Source organism: Fructobacillus papyriferae, assembly GCF_018437225.1.
GTDB classification, from domain to species: domain Bacteria; phylum Bacillota; class Bacilli; order Lactobacillales; family Lactobacillaceae; genus Fructobacillus; species Fructobacillus papyriferae.
Genome location: NZ_JAAMFI010000001.1, coordinates 160,768 through 186,631, shown reverse-complemented (window position 1 = coordinate 186,631; position 25,864 = coordinate 160,768). Strand labels below are relative to the sequence as shown.

The 25,864-nt window shown below is 48.2% G+C and carries 19 protein-coding genes; 1 reads left to right on the top strand and 18 read right to left on the bottom strand.

All coding sequences use genetic code 11. The features are described from left to right. Window positions 1-29 precede the first annotated feature (29 nt). The gene (locus tag G6R27_RS00885; RefSeq protein WP_213819208.1) at window positions 30-2,264 is read right to left on the bottom strand and encodes a RelA/SpoT family protein; all 2,235 of its coding nucleotides are present in this window, start codon (window positions 2,262-2,264) and stop codon (window positions 30-32) included. 228 nt (window positions 2,265-2,492) lie between these two features. On the opposite strand from G6R27_RS00885, the gene G6R27_RS00880 reads away from it, so the two are divergent. Then, window positions 2,493-3,707, top strand: coding sequence for an MFS transporter (locus tag G6R27_RS00880; protein WP_213819207.1), 1,215 nt, complete (start codon window positions 2,493-2,495; stop codon window positions 3,705-3,707). A 55-nt stretch (window positions 3,708-3,762) separates the two neighbouring features. Here the strand turns inward: G6R27_RS00880 and glnA are convergent, their stop codons facing one another. From glnA to glmS, 17 genes are all read right to left on the bottom strand, one after another. Then, window positions 3,763-5,112: a type I glutamate--ammonia ligase gene (gene glnA / locus G6R27_RS00875; RefSeq protein ID WP_213819206.1), complete on the bottom strand. Its 1,350-nt coding sequence runs from the start codon at window positions 5,110-5,112 to the stop codon at window positions 3,763-3,765. Window positions 5,113-5,145: 33 nt separating this feature from the next. Further along, a complete protein-coding gene (locus G6R27_RS00870; protein WP_213819205.1) occupies window positions 5,146-5,487 on the bottom strand; it encodes a MerR family transcriptional regulator in 342 nt (113 codons plus the stop codon). Window positions 5,488-5,678: 191 nt separating this feature from the next. After that, window positions 5,679-8,369, bottom strand: coding sequence for a DNA polymerase I (gene polA / locus G6R27_RS00865; RefSeq protein ID WP_213819204.1), 2,691 nt, complete (start codon window positions 8,367-8,369; stop codon window positions 5,679-5,681). A 74-nt stretch (window positions 8,370-8,443) separates the two neighbouring features. Then, a complete protein-coding gene (locus G6R27_RS00860) occupies window positions 8,444-9,169 on the bottom strand; it encodes a Bax inhibitor-1/YccA family protein (protein ID WP_213819203.1) in 726 nt (241 codons plus the stop codon). 71 nt (window positions 9,170-9,240) lie between these two features. Continuing rightward, complete coding sequence (gene murC, locus G6R27_RS00855; protein WP_213819202.1) at window positions 9,241-10,575, bottom strand: UDP-N-acetylmuramate--L-alanine ligase; 1,335 nt, start codon at window positions 10,573-10,575, stop codon at window positions 9,241-9,243. A 13-nt stretch (window positions 10,576-10,588) separates the two neighbouring features. After that, on the bottom strand, window positions 10,589-11,251 hold the full coding sequence (gene ytpR, locus G6R27_RS00850) for a YtpR family tRNA-binding protein (protein WP_213819201.1): 663 nt from the start codon (window positions 11,249-11,251) through the stop codon (window positions 10,589-10,591). 27 nt (window positions 11,252-11,278) lie between these two features. Next, window positions 11,279-11,956: a 5'-methylthioadenosine/adenosylhomocysteine nucleosidase gene (locus G6R27_RS00845; RefSeq protein ID WP_213819200.1), complete on the bottom strand. Its 678-nt coding sequence runs from the start codon at window positions 11,954-11,956 to the stop codon at window positions 11,279-11,281. Between the two features lie 15 nt (window positions 11,957-11,971). Beyond that, window positions 11,972-12,271 carry a hypothetical protein gene (locus G6R27_RS00840; RefSeq protein ID WP_213819199.1) on the bottom strand — a complete coding sequence of 100 codons (300 nt, stop codon included), beginning with the start codon at window positions 12,269-12,271 and terminating at the stop codon, window positions 11,972-11,974. Beyond that, window positions 12,261-12,836 (bottom strand): NUDIX hydrolase, encoded by a 576-nt coding sequence (locus G6R27_RS00835; protein ID WP_213819198.1) that lies wholly within the window; start codon window positions 12,834-12,836, stop codon window positions 12,261-12,263. Before G6R27_RS00835 ends, G6R27_RS00840 begins: the two co-directional genes overlap by 11 nt. Window positions 12,837-12,838: 2 nt before the next feature. After that, window positions 12,839-13,054, bottom strand: a complete 216-nt coding sequence (locus G6R27_RS00830; RefSeq protein WP_213819197.1) for a cold-shock protein — start codon at window positions 13,052-13,054, stop codon at window positions 12,839-12,841. A gap of 117 nt (window positions 13,055-13,171) precedes the next feature. Next, complete coding sequence (locus G6R27_RS00825; RefSeq protein WP_213819196.1) at window positions 13,172-14,623, bottom strand: NCS2 family permease; 1,452 nt, start codon at window positions 14,621-14,623, stop codon at window positions 13,172-13,174. 111 nt (window positions 14,624-14,734) lie between these two features. After that, the gene (locus G6R27_RS00820; protein WP_213819195.1) at window positions 14,735-19,048 is read right to left on the bottom strand and encodes a PolC-type DNA polymerase III; all 4,314 of its coding nucleotides are present in this window, start codon (window positions 19,046-19,048) and stop codon (window positions 14,735-14,737) included. Between the two features lie 53 nt (window positions 19,049-19,101). Then, window positions 19,102-20,817, bottom strand: a complete 1,716-nt coding sequence (locus G6R27_RS00815) for a proline--tRNA ligase (protein WP_213819194.1) — start codon at window positions 20,815-20,817, stop codon at window positions 19,102-19,104. Between the two features lie 52 nt (window positions 20,818-20,869). Beyond that, on the bottom strand, window positions 20,870-22,126 hold the full coding sequence (gene rseP, locus G6R27_RS00810; RefSeq protein WP_213819193.1) for an RIP metalloprotease RseP: 1,257 nt from the start codon (window positions 22,124-22,126) through the stop codon (window positions 20,870-20,872). 81 nt (window positions 22,127-22,207) lie between these two features. Beyond that, window positions 22,208-23,011: a phosphatidate cytidylyltransferase gene (locus tag G6R27_RS00805; RefSeq protein ID WP_213819192.1), complete on the bottom strand. Its 804-nt coding sequence runs from the start codon at window positions 23,009-23,011 to the stop codon at window positions 22,208-22,210. A gap of 20 nt (window positions 23,012-23,031) precedes the next feature. Continuing rightward, on the bottom strand, window positions 23,032-23,823 hold the full coding sequence (locus G6R27_RS00800; protein WP_213819191.1) for an isoprenyl transferase: 792 nt from the start codon (window positions 23,821-23,823) through the stop codon (window positions 23,032-23,034). Between the two features lie 148 nt (window positions 23,824-23,971). Further along, window positions 23,972-25,774 carry a glutamine--fructose-6-phosphate transaminase (isomerizing) gene (gene glmS, locus G6R27_RS00795; RefSeq protein ID WP_213819190.1) on the bottom strand — a complete coding sequence of 601 codons (1,803 nt, stop codon included), beginning with the start codon at window positions 25,772-25,774 and terminating at the stop codon, window positions 23,972-23,974. Window positions 25,775-25,864 lie beyond the last annotated feature (90 nt).

Below are 25,864 nucleotides of genomic sequence, written 5' to 3'. Positions count from 1 at the left end.
ACGTCCTCCTCTTCTCTTTTTGATTGTATTTAGTGAATCGTACGCTTCACTTCATAGACCGAGCGTTGCGCAGACAAAGAATCAATGATGCCATTTAACTGGGCCAAATTCATCACCCCAAGCGAAGCTTGAACTTGCACCATGCCACCGCGAGTAACATGCCCATTAATTTCTTTAATAAAGCGCGTCTTCGCGTTCAATGATTTCAGCAAGCTATTTAAGATGCCTGGCTCATTTTCGGCGTGGATAGTCAAATCTGCGGTGTAGTCTGGACGCTGACCATTCGGATCAGCCCAGATCACATCCACTAATCGTTCACCTGCTTTTTGGGCAGCGTGAATGTTTGGACAATCAAAGCGGTGAACGGCCACTCCACGCCCTTGTGTTATATAACCCGTCACGTTGTCGCCTGGCACTGGCGTACAGCATTTGGCCAAATGAACCAGCAGGCTGTCAATGCCGGCAATAACGACATCAGAATCAGCCTTTTCCTTTTTCTTGTTGGTCTGGCTATTCTTTTTAATCGCACCACCCTCTTCGAGCAAGCGCTTTTGCAATTCTTCAGCTGCCGCCGCCTCTTTGGCTTCCCGGTCTGCCTTCGTTAGCTCACGGACAACAGCCAAACGGGTGACGTCCCCATACCCGACAGCTGCCAGTAAATCATCCTTTGTTCCCGATTGGAAAACATCAGCCACACCCTGCAGTTTCTCGTCGGTCACAAAGTCACTAAGATCATAACCTTGATCAAAGAGTTCCTTTGAAACCGCATCTAAACCAGCCTGAATGTTTTCTTCACGATCGCGTTTTTTTAACGCCGACTTGATCTTATGCCGGGCCTTTCTTGTTTTGACTAAGTCCAGCCAATCACGAGAAGGTTGCGCATTGGGACTGGTCAGGATCTCCATGATGTCGCCGTTTTGAATTTGATAATCCAACGGGACAATACGGCCATTAGCTTTAGCACCGGTGGTATGTGCGCCAACTTTAGAGTGAATGGCAAAAGCCATATCTAAAGGACCAGCCCCTTTTGACAACTCGTAGACATCCCCAGCTGGTGAAAAGGCATAGACGCGATCAACAAAAAGGTCTGTTTGCACAGAATCCATGAAATCTTGAGCGTCTTCGGCCGACTCCTGGAACTCCAAAATACCTTGGATCATATTTAAGACACGCTCAGATTTGTCTGAAACATCGGCCTGCTGATCAGAACCTTTATTCTTTTTATAGGCCCAGTGAGCGGCCACACCAAATTCAGCAACTTGGTGCATGGCATAAGTGCGGATCTGTACCTCAAGCGGGCGACCAGCAGGGCCGATCACCGTCGTGTGCAAGGATTGGTATCCGTTTGGCTTTGGTAAGGCAATGTAATCCTTAAAGCGACCAGGCAATGGCTTCCAGTGCGCGTGAATGGCGCCCAAAACAGCATAAGTGTCCGTTAGATTTTCGGTCAAAACGCGGATGGCCGACAAATCATAGATTTCATCAAAGGATTTGTGCTGGTCGACCAACTTGCGATAAATCGAATAGATGTGTTTTGGACGGCCATAGACGGACACGTCCTTAATATGTAATTCGTCAATGCTAGCTTCAATTTCATCAATGGCTTCTTGAATAACAGCCAAGCGTTCATCACGCTTCATCGACATCATGCTGGCAATCTTGTGATAGGCATCCGGTTCTAAATAGGAAAGAGACAGATCTTCTAACTCCCATTTAATCGCCGAAATACCAAGACGATCTGCCAGTGGCGCATAAATGGACAAGGTTTCCTGAGATATCCGACGTTGTTTTTCTGGCCGTAAAGCATCCAACGTACGCATATTGTGCAGACGGTCCGCCAATTTAACAATAATCACTCGAATATCTTTTGCCATCGCTAAAAGAAGCTTTCGATGGTTTTCCGCTAATTGGACTTTGGAATCCTGATATTTAATCTTGGAAATCTTCGTCACACCGTCCACGATTCGGCCGACGATTGGGCCGAATCGGTCCACAACATCTTCTAAGCTCACCGGAGTGTCTTCCACAATGTCATGCAAAAAACCAGCAATAATTGTTGGGCCGTCCATTTTAAGCTCGGCTAAAATTCCTGCCACCTGAATAGGATGGGCAATGTATGGAATCCCCGACTGGCGCTTTTGCTCTTTATGTAAAAACGCTGCCCAGTCATAGGCCTTTTTGACGGCCTGCACCTGTTCTTCTGGTAAATAGTCGGCCACCATGGCCAACACGTCAGCTGCTTGATAGTCTTTGTGTTTGGTCATGGGGCCCTCCTTAAACGTTTCAATCCTTACTCTAGATAAGTTTCATTATAAGGGAAGGATGTAGCAGACACAAGATCCGAATTGTTCCGATCGATCCCTGTCCTGACCCCTTTCTAAGATATATATTTACTTTAGAAAAGCGCCTGATGATACCCGGTTTAAAAGCTGACATTTTCATCAAAAAAGAGTAAGATATGCCCATAGTATTGAATCATTATCGGAGGTGCCATGACCGAAAACGCGCACACAATTGATTGGAAAAGAAACATGTGGATCATCTGGCTAGCTGTCATGATGACAGGCATTGCCTTTTCCGAAATCGTCCCCTTTCTCTCACTTTACATCGACACGATGGGCCGCTTCACTAGCGATCAGCTAAACTTCTATTCTGGGGCTGCTTTTGCGGTAACCTTCTTAGTTTCAGCGATTGTTTCGCCTCTTTGGGGCAAGCTGGCTGACAAAAAAGGCCGCAAGCTAATGATGATGCGAGCAGCCCTCGGCTTGGCCTTTGTGATGGCCTTGACCGGTTTTAGTCAAAACGTCTGGCAGCTGATCTTCTTACGTGGTTTGCAAGGGGCACTTGGTGGCTTTATCTCCAACTCAAATGCTTTAATCGCCACCCAGACGCCAAAGGATCAAGTTGGGCGAGCCCTTGGTATTGTCGTTACCGGCTTTACTGGTGGTACATTAATGGGCCCCTTAATTGGTGGTTCATTAGCCACATTTCTTTCCTACCGGCAAATCTTTTTGATTACGGCAACGATCTTTGTCATCGTCTTCTTTTTCATTTGGATTCTAGTCGAAGAAAAGGTACCTGAAAAGCCAGCTGAAGACGAAAAGCCAAAACCCAAGATGCGTTTTTCAGATTTAGCCAATTGGAAAGTCCTGTTGGCCCTCTTTACAACTACGATGTTGGTCCAAATTGTTAACATGGCCATCAACCCAATTGTTGCCCTTTTCGTCCGCGAGGTGCTTTCCGGCCACAGTAACATCACCTTTATCACCGGTCTTGTCGCGGCGATGCCTGGCTGTGCGACCTTTATCTTTGCTTCGTGGTTTGGCCGCTTAGGGGATCATATTGGAACCAAATTTATGCTTCAGATGGGCTTTGTCATGGCGGTCATCGCTTTTGTACCAACAGCCTTTGTCACAACCGTCTTTTGGTTACTTTTCTTCCGCTTTGCTATTGGTATTGCCGACGCCACGCTTTTACCAGCCATCCAGACCTTGTTGTCACGCAACAGTCCAGACGAGATGGTTTCCCGTGTCTTTTCTTACAATCAATCCTTTCAATCGATTGGTTCCGTTCTCGGTCCGCTTTGTGGCACGGTCATTGCGTCGGTCTTTGACTACCGGGCGATCTTCATCTTCACCGCAATTGTCATGGCGATTAACGGAACGCTCTTTTATTTCAACATTTATCGAAACAAAACCGTTCATTAGCAAGCAAAGTCGCACAAAAAAAGACCTTCGAGTTCATTACTCGAAGGTCTTTTTTCTAATAATTCATAAAGTAATTGTCCACTTCCCATTTGGAAACGTACTGTCGATAAGACGTGTATTCAATCTTCTTAGCCTCAATGAATTTGTCAGTAATATGCGTTCCGATTGCATCGATAATAACCGGATCTTGTTCTAACTCTTCCAGAGCATCCAAGAGCGTGTCCGGCAAATCACGGATACCGGCTTTCTTTCGCTCATTTTCATCCATTAGGTAGATGTTCTTATCAACCGACGCACTTGGTTCCAACCCTTGATCCATTCCGTCCAGTCCAGCTGACAAAATCGCTGCCAAGCAAGTGTATGGATTGGTTGTTGGGTCGACTGTTCGCAGTTCCAAACGAGTGGCCAGGCCCCGTGCCACAGGAACCCGGACCATCGGTGACCGATTAGAAGTCGACCAAGCAACGTATACCGGTGCTTCAAAACCAGGTGTCAATCGCTTATATGAATTCACCGTTGGATTGGCAATGGCTGTAATGGCAGGAGCGTGCTTCAATAGGCCGCCTAAGAAATGCAGGGCCGTATCAGAAAGAGCCATCTGATTCTTTTCGTCTCCGGCAAAGGCGTTCCCCGTCTGATCAAAAAGCGACATGTTAACGTGCATCCCCGACCCGTTAATGCCGGCAACAGGCTTTGGCATGAAGGTGGCGTAGTAGCCATTCTTTCGCGCAATTGTCTTCACGACCAACTTAAACGTTTGGATCTTGTCGGCTGCATCCAACGCATCAGCGTATTTGAAATCAACTTCGTGCTGACCAGCCGCCACTTCATGGTGGGCCGCTTCCACTTCAAAGCCCATCTTTTCCAAAGTCAACACAATCTCACGTCGAACATCTTCGCCTCGGTCCAATGGTGCTAAATCAAAGTAAGAGCCATGATCATTTAGCTCCATGGTAGGCTTGCCTTGCTCATCTAACTTAAACAAGAAGAACTCCGGTTCAGTTCCGACATTAAATTCCGTAAAGCCACGGTCTTCTGCTTTTTTAACCGCCTCTTTCAAAGCGATTCGAGGGTCGCCCTCAAACGGTGTCCGATCCGCATTATAAACGTCGGCAATCAGGCGCGCCACTTTGCCACCATGCTCATCCGTTGCCCAGGGGAAAATCATGAAAGTAGATAAGTCAGGATAAAGATACATGTCCGATTCGTTAATTCGAACAAAGCCTTCGATAGAAGAGCCATCAAACATCAAGTCATTATTCAACACTCGGTCGAGCTGTGAAGCAGGCACCTCGACATTCTTAATCGTGCCAAAGACATCCGTGAACGTCACCCGGATGAACTCCACTTGTTCGTCTACCACGCGTTTTTTAATCGACTCTTTGGTCATCATCTCTTTTTCCATTTTCTTCCCCCTTATCCTATCAAATCCCATCAATTAATACTGATTAAACCGGGCAATTTGGGCAAATTCATCTTGCAAAGAACGGCGCAAAGAAGAGTTCTTATCCTCTTCTTTTTGTTTTTGAAGGCGATCTGCCTTGTCAAAAAGTTCCTTAATATCTTTGGTCGAATCGCCAGCGTCCAAATGATCCTTTATCTGTAACAATTGATCGATGTTATTTAACGAGAACCGGCGCTGTCCACCCTTTCCCCGCTTCGGCTTCACCAACCCATGTTCTTCGTAATAACGGATTTGACGGTCAGAAAGCAACGTTAGCTCCCGTACAACCGACATCGGCAAGACGGCTTTATTTCGTTGTAATTCCGAACTTTTCATGTTGGTTCCACCTCCTTGTTACAAATAATAGTCGAAACATAGGACTTTGTATAGAATTTGGTCAGCTTTCTTGACTTGACCGCCCAATTGGTATGGCAATTGGTCTAGTAAAGATCCCCGTTAGAGAATGCTAATAAATCAAAACGAGCAAAAAAGAGCCGATTCAATCGACTCCTTTCATTTTGCAAGACTCACTTAGCTTCGTACCATGTCGGTCCTGCATGGGATTCTACTTTAAGCGGAATGGCAAGTTGAACCGCACTGTCCATCACGGAGGTAACCGTTCTTCTTAAGGTTTCCAGTTCATCTTTTGGACATTCGAAGACTAGTTCATCATGAACCTGAACTAACATCCGAGCATGCAAGCCCTTCTCTTCCACGGCATCACTGACTTTAATCATCGCAATCTTGATGATATCGGCAGCGGATCCCTGAATTGGCGAATTCATGGCCGTTCGTTCGGCAAAGGAGCGTGTGTTGAAGTTTTTGGCATTGATGTCTGGTAAATACCGGCGGCGGTGTTCGATGGTTTCGACAAAGCCGTCCTGATGCGCCTTTTCCTTAATCTGCTCCATCCATTGATGAATGCGTGGAAATTCCTGGAAATAAGTCTCGATGAAGGCCTTGGCATCTTTACGTGCAATGTTCAAGTTCTTCGATAAGCCATAATCGGAAATACCATACACAATACCAAAGTTAACCGCCTTGGCCGTCCGACGCTGGTCGGCATCGATTGGCGCATCATCTGGCAGGCCAAAAACTTTGCGGGCCGTTTCCGCATGAATGTCTTCGTCTTCGACAAAGGCATGCTCCATGGCTGGATCCCCGGTAATCGAAGCCAAAACACGTAATTCGATCTGGGAGTAGTCGGCACCAAAGATCACCCAGTCGTCGTGTGACGGCACGAAAGCGTGGCGAATCTTGCGGCCGGCTTCCGTCCGCATCGGGATGTTTTGCAAGTTTGGATCGACTGAGGACAATCGACCGGTCTGCGTCAGCGTTTGCAAGAAACGCGTGTGGACCTTATGATCAGCCTGATCAACCACGGCCAGCAAACCATCGACATAGGTGGACTTCAGCTTAGCCAACTGACGATAAGACAAAATGTGATCCACAATTGGTGCCTGTGGCGCCAACTTTTCTAGGACTTCGACAGCCGTTGAATAGCCGGTCTTTGTCTTCTTGATGACGGGCAGGCCCATCTTTTCAAAGAGCAAAGTGCCCAGCTGCTTGGTCGAGTTAATGTTGAACTCTTCGCCTGCCATTTGGAAGATTTCTTCTTTCAGTGAGGCAATCTGCTCGTCCATCTCTTGCCCCATCTTGGCCAAGCGGTCCTCGTTAACCGTGAAGCCACGGGCTTCCATTTTGGCAAGCACAAAGGACAAAGGCAACTCGATGTCGTGGTACAAGTGGCCCTGTTCGTGCTTGTCCAAATCCTCGAAAGCCTGATCGCGCAAGTCAAAGACCGTCTGCGCCTTATGGCCAACGTGTTCTTCGACGATTCGACCCTCGTCAGGCACAGCGAACTTAGCGCCTTTGCCGTAAATTGCTTCATCATCTGCCAAATAACGACCGAAGCGGCCAGCTAATGTCGACAGCACGTTGTCATTGCCGACCGTGTCCAGCAAATAAGCGACCAACAGGAAGTCGAAATCCACGCCCGCCAAAGTCAGACCCAAACGGTGTAGCAAAACCCAGTGGGCCTTGGCGTTAAAGAGGCGAAGTTGAATGCTTTTATCTTCGATAATTTGGCGCAAATGCTCGTTATCAAAGAGCGTGAAGTCCCGGCTGCCAAAGTAACCAAGCTGATCGTTTCCAATCGCAAAGGCAATCATGTCAGCCTGGTGGTAGTTGTCACCGGTCGTGTCGATGTGAAAAGCCAGTGACTTTTCCTTGCCCAACTTGGCCAAGGCCACATCCGTCAGTTCTTTGACCTCTTGGAAGTTCCCTTGCTTTTGCTCGGAAGCTTCGGCTGCTTGACCGTCATCAGGAAGAAGTGACTGCGAACGGAGCTTATTCAGCGCTTGTCGGAAGTGCAACTTTTCAAAGAGCGTCACCAAGCCCTTTTCCTTTGGACCGGCATAAACGATGTCGTCCAGGCCAATCGACAGGTCGGCATCAGTAATAATCGTCGCCAGCTTCTGGGCGCGATAAGCCTGGTCCTTGTCGTTGATCAGGTTTTCCTTCATCTTGGAAGGCTTCATCGCCTCCACGTGCGCGTAAAGATTGTCCAGATCATGATACTCCTTCAGGAGTTTCAAAGCCGTCTTTTCTCCGACCTTGGTGACACCCGGATAGTTATCAGAGGTATCCCCCGTCAGCGCCTTCTTATCAATTATTTGCTCGGGTGTAATGCCAAACTGCTCCATGATAAAGTCGGGTGTGTAGACCTCGACCTGAGTCACGCCCTTCTTGGTCAGCTTGACCGTCACATGGTCCGTGACCAATTGCGTCAAATCCTGGTCCCCGGTAATAATGATGACTTCGTCCCCGGCCTTTTGGCCAATGCGAGACAGCGTTCCGATGATGTCGTCTGCTTCCAAGCCAATCTGCTCGTAGTTGTGCAGGCCGTGGGCCTCGACCATTTCCCGCAAATAAGGGAACTGTTCCTTAAATTCGGCCGGCGCCTTATCACGACCAGATTTATAATCTGCGTACAAATCGCCTCGAAATGTCTCTTTACCAGAGCGAGCATCCCAAGCCACCAAAGCCAAGTCCGGTTGCATCGGTAAAACAATCGACTCCAAGAAGTTGTTAAAGGCGACCAACGCATTGGTGTGCAAACCTTCTGGTGTCACCATCCGGTCGAGTTGTTGGTACATCGCATAAAAGGCCCGAAAAGCCAGCGAATTTCCGTCAATTAGTAGGATTTTTTTACTCATGTTGCTCCCCTTGTTTCATCTTCTTGTAGTGTAGCATAAAAAAAACTCGCCGAAACGAGTCTTTTTTGACTGCTTTAGTCACGGCTATCACCGAACAACTGAAGCAATGAATAGAAAATGTTAATGAAGTCCAAGTAAAGCATCAAGGCACCAACAATGGCCATGCCCGTTAAATGCCCCTCATCAGCCCCTTGGCTAGACAGTTGGACGTATGCCTGACGTAACATGTTGTTATCGTATGCCGTGTAAAGGGCAAAAATCACAACAGAGGCCATAGAGATCAATAACTGAAAGGCGCTTGAAGCCATGAAAATGTTAATCACGATGGCCACAAGCAGACCAATCAAAAGACCAAACAAAATGGATCCCATACCAGCCAATGACTTTTTAGTAAACAAACCATAAGCGGCCATTCCAGCAAAAAGTGCGGCTGTTGAGACAAAGGCTGCCAGAACGGAAGCGCCCGTGTAGTAGGCCAAGAGAATGCCCAGCATCAGTCCTTGCGCAACCGCAAAGGTCATCAGTAAACCAAATGCCTTAGAAGGGTTGTTTTGGAAAGAAGCGTTTCGAATCATCACAACTAAAGCGATTTCAATACCGAAAACGATGATCGTACCGACAAACGAACCGGTAAAGAGTGACAAAACTTGTGGCAAAAAGAAGTTCTGGACAATGTAGCCAGAAATAGCTGTCACGGCCAAAGCAACGGCCATGTAACCGTAAACCTTTTGGAAGAAGAGCTTCATGCCCGTATCAGCGCCCGTCACGTCGCGACGAGAGTTGAAATCAAAATTATTCATTTTATATCTCCTCAGTTTCTAATTTATTTGAAAATATTCTATCGAAACCAGCTTAAACTAAGATTAAAAGCTTATGACCGATCCGATTGGATTTGACCGAGCAACTTTTCAAAAGTAAATTCATACTTTTCAATATCACCGGCCCCCATGAAGACCAAGACCCCGTCTTCGTGTTCAAGTAAGGGCGACAGGTTATCCTCTGTGATAATCGTTGCCCCACCTGGGATTTCCTTCGCAATGTCTTCTGCTGAAACCGTTCCGGAAGCTTCACGGGCTGAGCCAAAGATTGGCGTCAGATAAACCGTGTCAGCCTGGGAAAGGGCTTTGGCGAACTCATCTTTATAGGCGATCACACGGGTAAAGGTGTGAGGCTGGAAGACCGCCACGATTTCCTTGTCTGGATGTTCCTGGCGAGCGGCATCAAGGGTTGCCTTAATTTCGGTTGGGTGGTGAGCGTAGTCATCAATGATGGTCACGCCGCCAACCTGCTTTTCAGAAAAGCGTCGCTTCACACCGGGATAGGTCTTCAGGTGCTCACGCACGCCAGCCAAGTCCAAGCCTTCCAAATAGGCAACGGCAATGACTGCGGTCGCGTTAAAGATGTTGTGCTGACCAAAGATTGGAATGAAGAAGGAGCCCAGGTCCTTGCCCCGGAAGGAAACGGAGAAAGTTGACCCATTGGTCTCCTTGTCCACATTTTCAATTAAGAAGTCATCACGACCGGCAACGTCACCGTAGTAGTAAAGCGGCACGTCGACGTCTAGCTTTTGCAGCGATGGATCGTCGCCCCAAGCCACGATTCCCTTTTTAACACCACTCGCAAAGTCTTCAAAGGCAGAAAAGACATCGTCAAGGTTCTTGTAGTAGTCCGGGTGATCGAAATCGATATTGGTCAAGATGGCGTAATCAGGATGGTAAGGCTTGAAGTGGCGACGGTATTCATCGGCTTCCAAGACGAAGAATTCGGAATCTTCGACCCCGTGACCAGTTCCATCACCAATCAGATAAGAAGTCTTCGCCACGTTCTTCATCACGTGGGCCAACATCCCCGTCGTCGACGTCTTCCCGTGCGCACCGGCAACGGCAATCGTGGTCGCCTGCTCGATCTGTTCGGCAACCGCTTCAGGGAAGGAAATCATCTTCACGCCTGCTTCGAGTGCCGCCTTGACTTCGACTTGGTCGTCTTCAAAGGCGTTTCCGCGAACGAAGGTGTAGTCCTTGTGGGCCAAAACGTTGTTTTCGTCAAAAGACAAAATTTTGATTCCTGCCTTTTCCAAAGGCGCCTGCGTGTAAGTAAACTGATCAATATCAGACCCAAGAACTTCGTTGCCTTGGTCGTGCAAGATCTGCGCCAGTGGGCCCATCCCCGTTCCTTTGATTCCGATGAAGTAATATTTCTTTGGCATAGTGCTCTCTTTTTTAGTAATTCGTATCGATGCGGCCGTCTTTGTAGAGGTTTTTGGCCTTTTCAAATGAAAAGACCTCCCCCACCTGACCAAAGTCGTCAGGAAGCACTAAGGCGCCCGGTTTGTCCGGTGCACCCGGAATCTTCAATTCGCGGCCCGAAGAAATCATGCCGGCTGATGGCACGCCACGGAGGGCGCCCGGCCAGATGATTTCACCCGATGGCATCATGGCACCTGGCTTAGCCACGACAACCTTGATGCCGGTTGTCATGTTGGGTGAACCAGAAACGATTTGCAAACGATCGGCTTCGCCAACGTCTACCTTCGTTACGTGCAAGTGGTCGGAATCGGGGTGTTCCGTCATTTCTTCGACTACCCCGATAACCAACTTTGGCTTTTCGGCTACCACCGTGATATCAAAGCCGGCGGTTTCGATGGCTTGGTTGATCACTTTAGCCTGTTCGTCTGACAAGAAGACCTGACCGGCAGGTAACTTGTCCAAACCGAGCGCTTGGCCCATACCTTGAATGTTCACGGCCAACAGATCCTCTGATTCAGGTTCTTTAACAACCGTCACGTTTTTCTTTGTTTCCACTGCTGGTGTGCCTGTTGAAGCAGGCGCAAAAGTCAACATCAGGATGTCACCCTCTGCTGCTTGGTTATAAACTGCAATCATGGTTTTCGTCCTTTTTAATAAGTCTGCTTATTGATTCAATCCCTTTAAATAAGAAAGGAGAAGTTCAGCGGACTTCTGTCCAGCTTGAACAACATATTCATCAAAGTCGACATCCGATTCGCCATCGGCTTGGTCTGACACGCCACGCAAGACGATGAATGGCTTTTGGAAACGGCTGGCCACTTGCGCGACCGCTGCGCCTTCCATCTCTGCAAGCGATGCATCCGGGAAGTGCTTTTTGATCGCGTCTTTCTTCGACTGTTGGACAAAGGTATCGCCCGTTACAATCAAACCAGTTTTGGCATCCGTCAACTTTTCAAAAGCCGCTACCAAATCGGCGTCGGCTTCAAAACGTGCCGGCTGTGCTGGCAACTGACCATAATCGTAGCCAAAGGCTGTAACGTCAGCGTCAAAGTAGGCCAGTTCTTTTCCAATGACCAAGTCACCGATGGCTAATTCTGACTGTAAGGCACCTGCTGACCCCGTGTTAATCACCACATCAACGTCAAAGACCTGCGTCAAAATCGTCGTGGCTGTGGCGGCAGCAACCTTTCCAATCCCAGATTCCGCCAAGAAGACGTCTTGGCTCTGATAGCGGCCAACTAGAACGTCAAGGTCAGAAAAGCTCACCACTTCAGCGTCTTCTAAAGCCGCCGTCAAGGATTTCTTTTCCTCTTCCATTGGCGTGATAATTCCAATTTTCATGAAGTCCCCCTATCGTTATGGCAAGACGAAGAAAGCAACGTAAGTCGCCACCGTCAAAAGGCCAACCAAAATCATTCCACGATTATAGCGGTAGGACAAACGGTCGGTTTTCCCCTTTGATGTCAGTTCACCGTCTGATCCAAGCTCAAAACGTCCTTTGTGCGTGAGCCGCATTTCGTGGCGATTGGCAGGTTCAACAACGGTAATGTCGTCTTCGTGCTGCTTCGCATATTCCCGTTCAACTTGCCTACGTTGCTTTAAACGAGCTTTCTGTTCCCGTGTTTTTTGGCTTCTTGTAAAAAAGTTATTGGCCATTTGAAAGCCTCCGAATCGTCCAGTGGAAGTAGGCAGCCAAGGTCTTCAGATCATTGAGCTGACCAGCCTGATACATCGCAGTCAACTCATCATAAGAAAGCGTGACGACATCCAAATACTCGCCTTCATCACGCGGCAGTTGGTCCGTGCCATCCAAATGCTTTAAATCGGTTGCCAGATATAAGGCAATTTTGGAGTCAGTGAAGCCAACCGCCTCAAAGCCGTCTGCGAACTCCTCCAATTTTCCTGGATGGACGCGAATCTCTTCGTTTAATTCACGAATGGCTGCTTCACGACAGGCCGTCTTCACATCGCCATGGTCACGGGCGTCGACTTTGCCGGCAGGAATTTCTAGAACAAATTGCTGCACTGGTTCGCGCCACTGGCGAACAAAGATCGCATGATCCTCATCAACCAATGGTAAAATGCCGACCGCTGGTCCGCGGGTAACGACATCCCGCTGGGCGATGCTGCCGTCAAAGAGCTTGACGCGACGTGAATCGATCTTGAAGATCGGTCCTTCGTACTGAATATCGCTTGAGTAGAATTCTTCCTTCTTGACCATGCTTAATCCTCCTCATCAAGCGGAGTAACTTGCGCAGCCTGGAAAGCATCCTTTCCTTGCACCAACACGTATTGTACGCGCTCGCCTGGAAAAAGCGACTTGAAGCCCTCGCCCGCAATCCCGTTAAAGTGAACATAGATGTCGTCACCTTTTTCATCAGGAGTGATATAACCGTAGCCACGGTCTTTTTGCCAAATCTTTACTGTACCTTTTTTCATAGTTCTATTATAGCAAAAATGCTAGTCTAAGGCTGCAAAAGTCCATGAAATCGACGACAACAAAAAACCGCTGGCATCTTTTCGATACGAGCGGTTTTATAAATGCGTATTCGTTTTTTAGATAAAAGCCAAGAGAATAAAGTTAGCTAAGAAGAAGGCCGTGACAACCAAAAGAATTGGTGACAATTCCTTGCGCTTTCCCTGCGCCAATTTCACGATAATGTAGAAGATGAAGCCAGCGGCGATTCCATAAGAAATGGAAAAGGAGAAGCCCATGAAAATTGACGTGAAGAAGGCAGGTACAGCAACAGCAAGGTCTGACCAGTCAATCTTCTTGAATTCGCCCATCATCATAATACCGACCATAATCAAAATTGGCGCCGTAGCAGCTGTTGGCACGATGGATACCAATGGTGACAAAACCAGCATGGCAAGGAAGCCGATTGAGGCAACCACGTTCGTCAAACCAGTGCGTCCACCGGCAGCAACACCCGTTGCCGATTCAATCAAAGTCGTGGTATTGGACGTTCCAACTGCTCCGGCCAAAGTCGTTGTAAAGGTATCGACAACCAAAGCGCGATCCATTTTTGAGTTAAAGGAGTTATCCGCCACAAAGGCTTCTTGGTCCTTCTTTGAGAAGATTCCCGTTTGGTTTCCAATTCCGATCAACGTACCAATGGCATCGAACAGACCGGTCAAGCCCATGGCAAAGACCGTGACAATGGCCAGGGAAGCTTTTGTCCAAGAGGTCCAAAGCGAGCCCATTCCATTTGAACCAAAGGCAGCACCAAAAGTGTTCGTAAAGTCCGCAAAAGCATTTGGTAATGAGGCAGCAGCTGACAAATGCGTGCTTGTCACACCCATTGGAATTCCAATCAACGTCGTTACAATCAAGGCGATTAAGAAGGAAGCCGGCACTTTCTTGATGACCAAGAAAGTTAAAATCAAAAGACCAATCAAGGCCAACAAAGCAGACGCTTCCGTGAAACGGGTCAATTCTGGTGTCACAGAACCAGAAGCCATGATGGAAGAAATTCCATCTTTCACTGCCCCACCGCTGTAAGGCTTGTCATTGACTGACATGATCGACCCTTTAGACACAACAAAGTTGATGAAACCGGCGTTTTTCAAACCAATGTAGGTCACAAAGACGCCAAGTCCACCACCAATGGCGGCTTTCAGTTCTTCAGGAATGGCCTTCACAATTGCCTGACGCCCGTGCGTCAAGGTGATCAAGATGTCCAACAGTCCAACCATAAAGACAATCGCCAAGGCTTCTTGCCACTTAAAGCCAAAGCCAAAGACGATGGTGTAAGTGAAGTAAGCCTGCATGCCGATTCCAGGTGATAAAGCAAATGGCACATTGGCATACAAGCCCATCAATAACGTTCCAAAAGTTGCCACGATAATGGCTGCGATGAAGACAGCCAGTTGGGACATGCCCGCCTGGGACAAAATTTGTGGGTTCAAAAAGAAGATGTAAGCCATTGAGACAAAAGTCGTCAAACCGGCAATCACTTCTTTTTTAACAGTCGTCTGGTTTTCTTTTAATTTGAAAAGTTTATCCATGATGTGTGGGGCAAAAGCCCCCTCCTTTTTAGTTTTTACATTTTTCTTGCTGGTCGACAATCGCTCATCATATAAGCGGTCACGCTAAAACAGCAAGTCTCTTCTTTCCTTTTAAAAATCGAAGAGCGACAATTGGTTCTCATCCGGTAGATCCGAAATCACGGAGTGCAAAGTCAAGAAATCGATAATCGTCTGCGAGACTTTTCCGCGCTTTTTCAAATCTTCTTTTGAGATAAAAGGCTTCTCAGCCCGGGATGCGACAATCTGGTTGGCCACGTTGTCCCCCAGTCCCGGAATAACCGAGAATGGTGGGATCAGCTCGTTGCCATCGATGACCCATTCCGTTGCTTCGGAGCGCTTCAGGTCAACCATCTTGAAGGAAATGCCACGCTCCAAAGCTTCGTTGGCCATTTCCAGCACCGTTTGAAGGTCCTGGTCACCCTTTGAAGCGTCGTTTCCGAGGTCTTTGATCTTCGCGATAGCGGCCTTAACGGCCTCCTTACCACGGGCCATAGCCACAACGTCAAAGCTGTTGGCCCGGACCGTGAAGTAGGTCGCATAATAAATGGCTGGGAAATACACCTTAAAGTAGGCGATTCGCAAAGCCATCAAGACGTAGGCAGCCGCGTGGGCACGTGGGAACATGTACTTGATCTTCAAACAAGAATCAATGTACCATTCCGGCACCTCGTGCTGCCGCATCAATGCCTGATACTCGTCTGTAATGCCCTTTCCCTTACGCACCTTTTCCATGATGTTAAAGGCATCGTCAGCAGGCAGGCCGTAATTGATCAAATCGGTCATGATCTTATCACGGGTTCCAATCACGGTTGCGATGGTGGCCGTTCCGTTTTCGACTAAGTCGTGGGCGTTGCCCAACCACACATCCGTTCCGTGGGATAGTCCAGAAATCTGGAGCAAATCCGAGTAGGTGTGTGGTTGCGTGTCTTCCAACATGTTTCGCACAAAACCGGTACCAAATTCTGGCAGGCCCAGCGTTCCGGTGTTGGAATAGATTTGCTCGGCAGTCACACCAAGCGGTTCGGTCGAAGTAAAGAGCTTCAGAACGCCCGGATCATTAGCCGGAATCGTCGTTGGATCAATCCCGGATAAATCCTTTAGTGTACGCACCATCGTCGGATCATCGTGACCCAAGATATCCATCTTCAAGAGGTTATCGTGAATCGAGTGGTAATCCATGTGAGTAGTTTGCCAAAGAGCCGTTTGATCATCGGCCGGATACTGCACGGGCGTGAAATCGTAGATGTCATAATCAGCAGGGACGATCAGAATACCACCGGGGTGCTGCCCAGTGGTTCGTTTGACACCAGTCACTCCCTGAGCTAAACGCTCCACTTCAGCGCCGCGGTACTGCTTGTCGTGGTCACGCTCATAGGCCTTCACGTAACCAAAGGCCGTCTTTTCGGCGACCGTAGCAATCGTGCCGGCACGGAAAACCTTCTTCACCCCGAACATGACCTTCATGTAGTCGTGAGCAATGGGTTGATAGTCACCGGAGAAGTTCAAATCGATATCGGGCACCTTGGTTCCAGAGAAGCCCATGAAGGTTTCAAACGGAATGTTGTGCCCATCGCCGATCAGCAGTTCGCCAGGATGGTTGGGATCTTCTTTGTCCGGCAAATCATAGCCAGACCCGTATTTCTTCGGATCAGCTAATTCGAAATAATCGCCATGCGCAGACCGGTAGTGTGGCGGCAGCGGATTAACTTCAGTAATTCCAGACATCGTGGCTACAAAGGAAGAACCAACCGATCCACGGGAACCAACCAGGTAGCCGTCCTTATTGGACTTAGCAACCAGTCGCTGAGAAATCATGTAGTGCGGCGCAAAGCCGTTTCCAATGATCGCTTTCAGCTCCTTGTCGATTCGCTCCTGGATAACTTCTGGAATCGGATCACCATAGGCTTTTTTAGCAGCTGCTAGCGTCTTTTCTCGTAGCTCATCACCCGCTTCTGGAATTTGTGGTGGGAAGGACCCTTCCTTCAAAGGCTTGATATCTTCCAAAAGATCGGCGACAACATGGGTGTTGTCGATGACGACCTGCTTGGCTTTTTCCTCGCCCAAGAAAGCAAATTGTTCTAGCAAATCCTGGGTCGTCCGGAAGTGGACGTGGGGCAGAGCCTGTCGATTCAATGGATTACCGGGTTGTGACCCAATCAGAATATCACGGTAAATGTGATCTTCTGGATTGGTGTATTTGACATCTCCGGTGACCACAACGGGCTTGCCTAGCTCATCAGCAATTTTAACCATGTCGGTTAAAATACTTTTAAGCTTATTTGGTCCAGCAATTAACTCCGAATCCAACATCGGTTGATAGTTTGGCAGTGGCTGGATTTCGATGTAATCGTAGAAGTCGGCCTTCTTTTTAGCCTGAGCATAGCCCTTTTCAATCAGGGTCACGATCAAGTCGCCGGAGGTGTCACCGGAACCAACAATCAGACCGTCGCGGTACTTGTTCAAGACCGAGCGCGGAATCCGCGGTACCTTGTTGAAATACGAGACGTTCGACTCGGAAACGAGTCGGTACATATTTTTCAGACCGGTTGGGTTTTGAATCAAAAGCGAGGCGTGAAATGGGCGTCCATGACGCCAAGCGCCCCCGTCTAACATGTGGTCGTTTAGCTGGTTCAGGTTGGTGACATCATAGCGTTTAAAAGCCTCTTTGATCAGCTTCCAGCCCAAATGACCGGTCGTCTCCGCATCGTAGATGGCCCGGTGGGCCTGTTCCAATTCGATGCCAAACTTCTTGGCCAACGTTCCCAGACGATAAGACTTATAGTCCGGGTATAACCAACGGGTAAATGGCAACGTATCGATGACCGGTTCTTCAATTGGCCCTTCCTGATAGCGCGCGTAGGTGGCATTCATGAAGTCCACATCGAAGGTCACGTTGTGCCCGATCAGAACCGATCCTTTGATCCATTTTCGAAAATTATCAATGACGGCCTGCTCAGGTTTGGCGTTGGCCACCATGGCATCCGTGATGGAAGTCAAATTAATGGTGAATTCGGACAGCGGAAAGCCCGGATTGATGTATTCAGAATACTTGTCAATCACATTGCCCATCTGCATTTTAACAGCGGACAATTCGATGATTCGATCAGACACGGCAGAAAGCCCTGTCGTCTCCAAATCGAAAGCAACATAGGTCAGTTCTTTATCCGCCAAATCCTGATCGGTAATGTTGTAAGCAATGGGGTCCCCGTCTTCAACGACGTTGGCTTCCATCCCATAAATCATCTTCAAATCATTTTTCTTAGCCGCATCAATGGCCTGTGGATAACCTTGGACATTAGCCGTATCCATTACCGTCAGGGCCTCTTGACCCCAATTTTTCGCGAGCTTAGCGACTTTGCCAAAGTCCGTGACCGCATCCATCCCCGTCATGTTGGTGTGAGTGTGCAGCTCAATGCGCTGCTCCTCGCCTTGGTACTCTTCTTGACGGTCCTGGTGGTCAACGACCTGCAGATCGTAAATGTTCAAAACTAGCTCACGAGCATAGGTATCTTCTTGAACATTTCCCCGGACCTTTATCCAGCAACCCGCCTTTAACTGTTCAAAAACCGCCTCGTCTTGCTCATTGTTGGAGAATTTTTTTGCTGAAATAGATGATGAGTAATCGGTCAGCTTCAAAGTCAACAGTTGCCGTTTGGAACGTAAAACACGAACCTCGTCAGCGAAAACATAGCCTTCAACAACAATTCGCGATTCTTCGCCGTCAATTTCTGACAAACGCGTGATCTCAGCATCGGGGTTAATCGCCCGCCCCAATCGCAAGGCAACCCCATCAGAAGATTTCTTTGGAGCGGCCTTAGCCGCCCGTTTGATCGCCTGATCAATGTTTTGTCGCACTTGCTGCTGATGGGAGTGGTAATTCTCCTGGAGACGCTGTTGCTGTCCTTCATCAATTTCGGCAGTAAAGGTCAGCTTTGTCATTCCAAAATTCGAATAAACTTGCACCAGCTCTTGTTGGACTCGATCGGTCAAAGCGGCCGCTAAAGAAGGAGCGGCCGTTGCAATTCGAACGTGCCCGTTTCCTTCCAAGTGAACGGAAGAAGCCGATGCCAACTGCTGCACTAAGGCGTAGCTCAAGCTCGTTTGGTTCAAGGCAAAATGGAAGTAAGCTTGCACCTCCTCTTCACCAAAGCCCGGCTCTTCCGGTTCGATTGTCAGGGCAATGCCTTTAACCTGTTGAAAATTACTAGCCAGTCCTTGGTAAAAAGCCAAATAGGCTGCAAAAGTCAGTACCCGCTTGGTCGCCACAATAAAACGCCAGGTCTTTTGTTCGGGGTTGACTTTAACACCAGCCAAGGAGGCATCAGCCAGAACTGCTTTCAGATCGTCTGGAAGCTCGGCTTGAGTCATTAACTTTTCTAATTGTTCTCTTCGACTAAGCGCCATGAACCCTTCCTAATTAAACGGCAAAAAGTCGACAAACTGTCGACTTTCATTTCTTACTTTTGCAACCAGTCGGCCAAGTGATCAACCACTTCAGATGCCTGCATTTCAAAGCTTTCGCCACTTTCACGCAAGACCACTTCGACAATTCCCTCACCGGCCTTTTTGCCCACCGTGATTCGAATTGGTAGACCAATCAAATCGGCATCCGCAAACTTCACGCCGGCCCGCTCCTTACGGTCGTCGACCAGGCTATCAAAGTGAGCTTCAGCCACAGCCTTTTCCAAGTCAGCGACAACGGCTGCCTGGTCGTCATCCTTCAAATTAATTGGAACGATGTGCACATCATATGGGGCAATCGCTGCAGGCCAGACCAAGCCCTTCTCATCGGCTTTTTGTTCCGAAACAGCGGCCAGCAAGCGGGAAAGACCAATGCCGTAGCAGCCCATGATCATGTCAACGGCACGGCCGTTTTGGTCAAGCACTTGGGCACCCAAGGCTGCGGAATACTTCGTTCCCAGCTTGAAGATGTGACCGATTTCGATCCCCTTGGTAAAGGCCAACTTGCCCTTACCATCAACGGCCATTTCCCCTTCTTTAACGGTACGAAAGTCGCCAACTTGGTCCTCTTCCAAAGCCACATCGCGGCCCCAGTTAACGTTTAGATGATGCTTGCCATCTTCGTTGGCGCCTGCAGCAAAGTTGACCAAGTCAGCGGCTCGTTCGTCTACCAAAAGTTGAATGTCTTCAGGCAAAGCAACCGGTCCAAGTGAGCCAAATGATGCGCCCAACTTCTCTTTCACAACCGTCTCATCTGCCAAATCAACTTCTGACAAACCAAGGAAGTTTTGAACTTTGACCGTGTTCACGTCAAAGTCACCAGTCGTGACAACTGCAATCAATTGCCCTTCTGGTCCAGCCAAGACAATCGTCTTGACTAATTCTGAAGCCGGACGATCGAGCAAAGCAGACAATGCTTCAATCGTCTTAACATTTGGCGTATCGATGGTCGTCATCGCTTCTTGGGCTTCGCTAGAACGATCCACTCGTTCGTAGAAGTCCTGGGCCATTTCCAGGTTAGCTGCGTAGTCTGATCCTTCTGAGTAGACAATCGTGTCTTCTCCAGCAGCTGCGGGTGCAGAGAATTCCTTAGAATCCGAACCACCCATGGCACCGGCATCCCCGACAATGACGCGGTAATCCAAACCAATGCGATCAAAAATGCGACGATAGGCGTCTTCCATTTGATCAAAGATGCTGTCCAAGCCTTCTTGATCAGCTGTAAAGGAATAAGCGTCCTTCATTAAGAACTCGCGTGTCCGCAACAAACCGAAACGTGGTCGTCCTTCATCGCGGAACTTGGATTGAATTTGATAAACCAGCAAAGGCAACTTCTTGTAAGACTTGATATCGCCACCGATCAATTCCGTAAAGGTTTCTTCGTGCGTAGGTCCCAAAATGAAATCACGATCTTGCCGGTTTTTAAACTTATACAGATCCTGTCCATAGGTCTGATAACGTCCAGAACGCTGCCAAAGTTCGGCAGGCAAGATTTCAGGCACCAACATCTCGTTGGCATTGATCGCTTCCATTTCCTCGCGAACAATGGCTTCAACCTTGTTTAAGACACGTTTTGCTAATGGCAAATAAGCAAAAGCACCGGCCGAAACGGGACGAATGTAACCAGCTTTTAAGAGGTATTGGTGGGACTTCACTTCCGCGTCAGCAGGGACTTCACGCAAAGTAGGCATCAAAAGCTTTGTCTGTTTCATAATATCCTTCTTTCATCTTACAAGTGATATGTACGGGGAACATCCCCATGAATTAAAAATGAAGCAAGTCGTTGGCAGTCACTAAGATCATCAAAATGATCAGTGCCACCGTACCAGCCGTGAGTAATAATCCCGTTACCTTCTTCGGGAAAGGCTTTTTGAAAATACTTTCATAGAGATCCAAGAAGACCTTACCACCATCCAAAGGGGGGATGGGCAGCAAATTAATCAAGCCGAGGTTGACTGACAACATGCCAAGCAGGGCCAAAACAGTCAAGAAGCCTTGGTTAGTGGCCGTTGACGTGGCCTTGGCTAACATGACCGGTCCACCTAATTTATTTAGCGAAAAGGTGGTGCTAAAGAGGTTCACGATGCCATCAAAAACCTGATGGAACCAAGAAGCACACATCATGCCACCGTATTTCAACCGATTCAAAAAGCCGGTCTCCCCCTTTGCCATCACACCAATTCGGTAGACGGTTTGGCCAGATACCGTCGTCTTTTCGGCCTGCACCTGGGTCTCAGCCTCCTTGCCGTTACGAACATAGGTCAAAGACATTTCCTTGTCCTTTTGTTCCGAAACTAAGGCGGCAAAGTCGGTAAAGTGCTCAACTCTTTGGCCGTTCACCTTCTCAATTCGGTCACCGGACTGCAAACCGGCTTTGGCAGCCGGCTGACTCTTTGCGACCTGCCCCAAAACCGGTTCGTTCAAGGACACCTGACTCAAAGAAAAGGCCAAAGCAAAAGCGGCCAGCAAGGCCAAAACAAAGTTCATCAAAGGCCCAGCCAAGTTAATGGCCACCCGTTTGATGGCCGGTGCTGACTCCACCCAAGAAGAACGCGGTGCTAGGCGAGTCAGCTGCCCGTCCTCATCAACTAAAATGGCATCTTTTGCCAAATGAAAGGTCTCCACATTTTCTTGACCAGCGCGGTAAGCCGAAATCGTCAAATCATCCACCAAATCCGCTTCGTCCACTTGCACAAGAAAGCCGGCTCCTTCTTGATCTGCTCTTAAATCAAGCTTGGTCACGAACCCATCGGCGTTTTCTTCCAAAAAAAGGCGTTGCCCTGCATCTAACTTGTCATGATCTTCTTCTGAAGCCATTCGAACATAGCCACCAACCGGTAGCAAGCGAATCGTGTAGGCCGTATTATTCTTATACCAGGAAAAGACCTTGGGTCCCATGCCAATAGCGAACTCGCGAACCAGCACCCCGCTCATCTTGGCAACGATGAAGTGGCCGAATTCATGGAAGCTGACTAAAAGGCCAAAAACAATTAAAAAGGCGATAATGGCAGTAATGGACATGGCATTCTCCTTTCAAAACGGGTGATAAAGCAACCTGAGAAAGCGTGTTATCCACACAACTGGCCCAGGCCTTTCATTTGCTTAGCGCAAAAAGCCAAGAATGGACAAAAGTGGCATCACGACAAGCATCGAATCAAAGCGATCCAAAATACCACCATGACCCGGCAAGATGTTACCAGAATCCTTAAAACCAAAGTAGCGCTTGAAAGAAGATTCGATCAAATCCCCCAATTGGCCACCTAACGACAAAAACGCCACGGCCAGTACAATTTCAATGACCGGACGGTCAAGCCAGCCGGTCCAAGCATAAATCGACGAGATCACAACAATGGCAATGGCCGAACCACCAAGTGACCCTTCCCAGGTTTTATTTGGTGAGATACTTGGGGCTAACTTGTGCTTGCCAAAAGCTTTTCCACAGAAGTAAGCAAAGGAATCCGTAATCCAAACCGTCAACATCCCAAAGAATAAGACCGCAAGCCCCTTCTGATCGGCCATATAGAAGTAGTGAAAGCCGGTTCCGATGTAAACCATTGACAAGAAAAGCACACCAGCATCGTTGATGTTAAAGGATTTCTTTGACAAAACCGTCCGTAACAAGAACAAAAAGGCAATGCTGTATACGACCGTATCCGAGGCGACAGTCATTGGCCAGTTTTCAGATACCCAAAGCCAGAAATGGTTCGGTAAAATCAGGGCAACCACTCCAATTAAAGAGATAATGGCTTCAAAGGAAACCAAAAGCGTCTTGGTCATCCGAAGCATCTCGCCCATGGCTACCCAGCCAAGAACAATCGTCAATAACAAAAGGGGCAAATGCCCGATAATCACGAGCGGAACAAATACCAAGAGGGCTACGATAGCCGTAATAATGCGGGTTTGCATCTTAAATTCTCACTTTCAAATTAAGCTTTCACGTTACCAAAGCGACGATCACGCTTGGTATAGGCCTTTAAGGCTGCCTCGAAGTCTTCTTTTCCAAAGTCAGGCCAGAAGACATCGGTAAAGTAAAACTCGGAATAAGCGGCCTGATACGGTAAGAAATTGGATAAGCGTTCTTCGCCAGACGTTCGAATAATCAAATCTGGATTGGCATACTGACCCAAAAAGCCAGTCGTCAACTTTCCTTCAAAGATCGTCTGATCAATTTGATCAGCCGATCGATCACCAGCAGCCACTTCCTCAGCCAAAATTCTTGCGGCATCAATAATTTCTTGTTGACCACCGTAATTTAAGGCAAAATTCAGAATTAAACCAGTGTTATGCTTCGTCTTTTCCTTGGCATCTAAGACAGCTTTTTTCGTGATTTCAGGGAGTTGATCAATGTTTCCGATCGTCTCGACACGAACATTTTGCTGAACTAATTCAGGAACAAAAGTATCGAAAAAAGTTACGGGCAACTTCATTAAGAAAGAGACTTCATCTTTTGGTCGCGACCAATTCTCTGTTGAAAAGGCATAAACCGTCAAAACATTGATCCCCGTATTATTCGCTAACTTGGTGACCCGCTTGACCGTTTCCATCCCCTCTTTATGCCCGGAAACACGAGGTAAATGGCGTTTTTTTGCCCAGCGGCCGTTTCCATCCATGATGACAGCTAAGTGCTTTGGAACCTTCAATTGCCCATTGGCCAAAGCTTCTTCGAACGTTTGGCTGGCGGACTCTTTCGAATGAAAAATTCGAGAAAAAATGGACATGGTAACTACCCCTAAAAAAATTGAAAAATACTCTTCATTAGTTTACCAGAATTTCAAGACACAAACAAAAAAACTGGTGAAAAATCACCAGTTTTCAAACCGTCTTTTAAGACTGTCAAAATGGTCAACAAAGACGCTTCAGCGTCGCTTATTGAACCGTGACGGACTTGGCCAAGTTGCGAGGCCGATCCACATCCAAACCACGGGCCAATGTCGCGTAATAAGCGATCAATTGAGCCGGAATAACGGCCAAAAGCGGCATGAGCAATTCGTTCACTTGTGGCAAAACGAAGGCATCGCCTTCTTTTGCCAAGTTTTCAGAAGCAAAGACAATCGTGTTAGCACCACGAGCAGCGACTTGCGCTACTTCGCCGCGGAGCAAGCCAGCCGTCTTTGATTGCGTGAGCAAAGCAAAGACCGGCGTCTTGTCTTCGATCAGAGAAATCGTGCCGTGCTTCAACTCCCCGGCCGCAAAGCCTTCGGTTTGAATATAGGAAATTTCCTTCAACTTCAAAGCCGCTTCCAAAGCAACCGCGGCATCCAAGCCACGACCGATATAAAAGGCTGAGTGCTGACCCACCAAAGCGTCTTCGGCAATCTTCTTAAACGTTTCTTTTTCGTCCGTAATGGCTTGAATCTCAACAGCGACCTTAGCCAATTCCGCCTTCAAATCAAAGCCAGGGTTACCAAGCGCGGCAGCCAAGATAGCTTGGACCAACACTTGAGCCGTGTAGGCCTTGGTTGAGGCAACGGCGATTTCAGGGCCAGCCAAGACAGGCAAAGCGAAGTCCGCTTCACGAGTCAAGGTTGAGTTCATCACGTTAGCCAAAGTCAGGGCTGGGAAGCCTTGCTTCTTCACGTTGTCCAAGACTTCGCGTGAGTCGGCCGTTTCACCAGACTGTGACAAGAAGATGAAGAATGGCTTTTCGGATAACATTGGTTGGTCGTAGGCAAATTCCGAAGCGATGTGGACTTCGGTTGGAATCTTTGCCCACTGTTCGAAGTAACGCTTACCAACCAGTCCGGCGTGGTATGACGTACCAGCCGCAACGATGTAAAGGCGGTCGGCTTCCTCGATGGCGTCCGTGACAGCGCATGGAATTCCCTGCAAGTTACCGTCTTCGTCGTAGTAGTGACCGGCGATGTTACGAGCCACAACGGCTTGTTCGTCGATTTCCTTCAACATGTAGTAAGGGTATGCCCCCTTGTCCGTGTCTTCGGGATCGATTTCCAAAGTGAATGGTTCGCGGTTGACTTGTTCACCTGCCGCGTCGTAGATCGTCACAGATGATGGCTTGACGATCGCCATGTCGCCATCGCGCAATTCGATGAAGTCCTTGGTTAAATCAATCATGGCAGCCGCGTCAGAAGTGACCGCGTTCCCGTGATCGGATACGCCGACCAAAAGTGGTGACTTCTTCTTGGCTACGTAGAGCGTTTCTGGGTCTTCGTGGTCGACCAGCAAAAAGCCGTAGGCTGAGTTGCCATCGAGCAAAGAAATCATCTTGCGGAAAGCGTCAGCGGTTGCCATGCCCTCCTTTGAGAACTTGTCGACCAACTGAACAGCCACTTCCGTGTCCGTTTCAGAAACCAAGTGAACCCTTTGTAAATACGTTTCCGTCAATTCCTGATAGTTTTCGATCACCCCGTTGTGGACCAAGAAAAAGCGGTCGTCTGAAGACTTTTGTGGGTGGGCATTTTCGACCGTCACGTTTCCATGGGTCGCCCAACGCGTGTGGGCAATTCCAGCTGTTCCAGCAAAACCGTTAGCCTTGGCCTTCTCAGCTAGTTTGGCAACACGGCCCTTTTCTTTGATCAAAGCGTTCTTGCCAGAGGCATCCGTCAAATAAACCCCGGCTGAATCATAGCCGCGGTATTCGAGCTTTTGTAAGCCTTGCAATAAATAGGGTAGTGCATCCCCTACACCAGTTACACCAACAATTCCGCACATGGTTGAATCTCACTTTCATACATAAAATTGGTTTATTAAAATTAATTATCTAATAAGGCTATTTTATCAGGATAGTAAAGGTTATTAAAG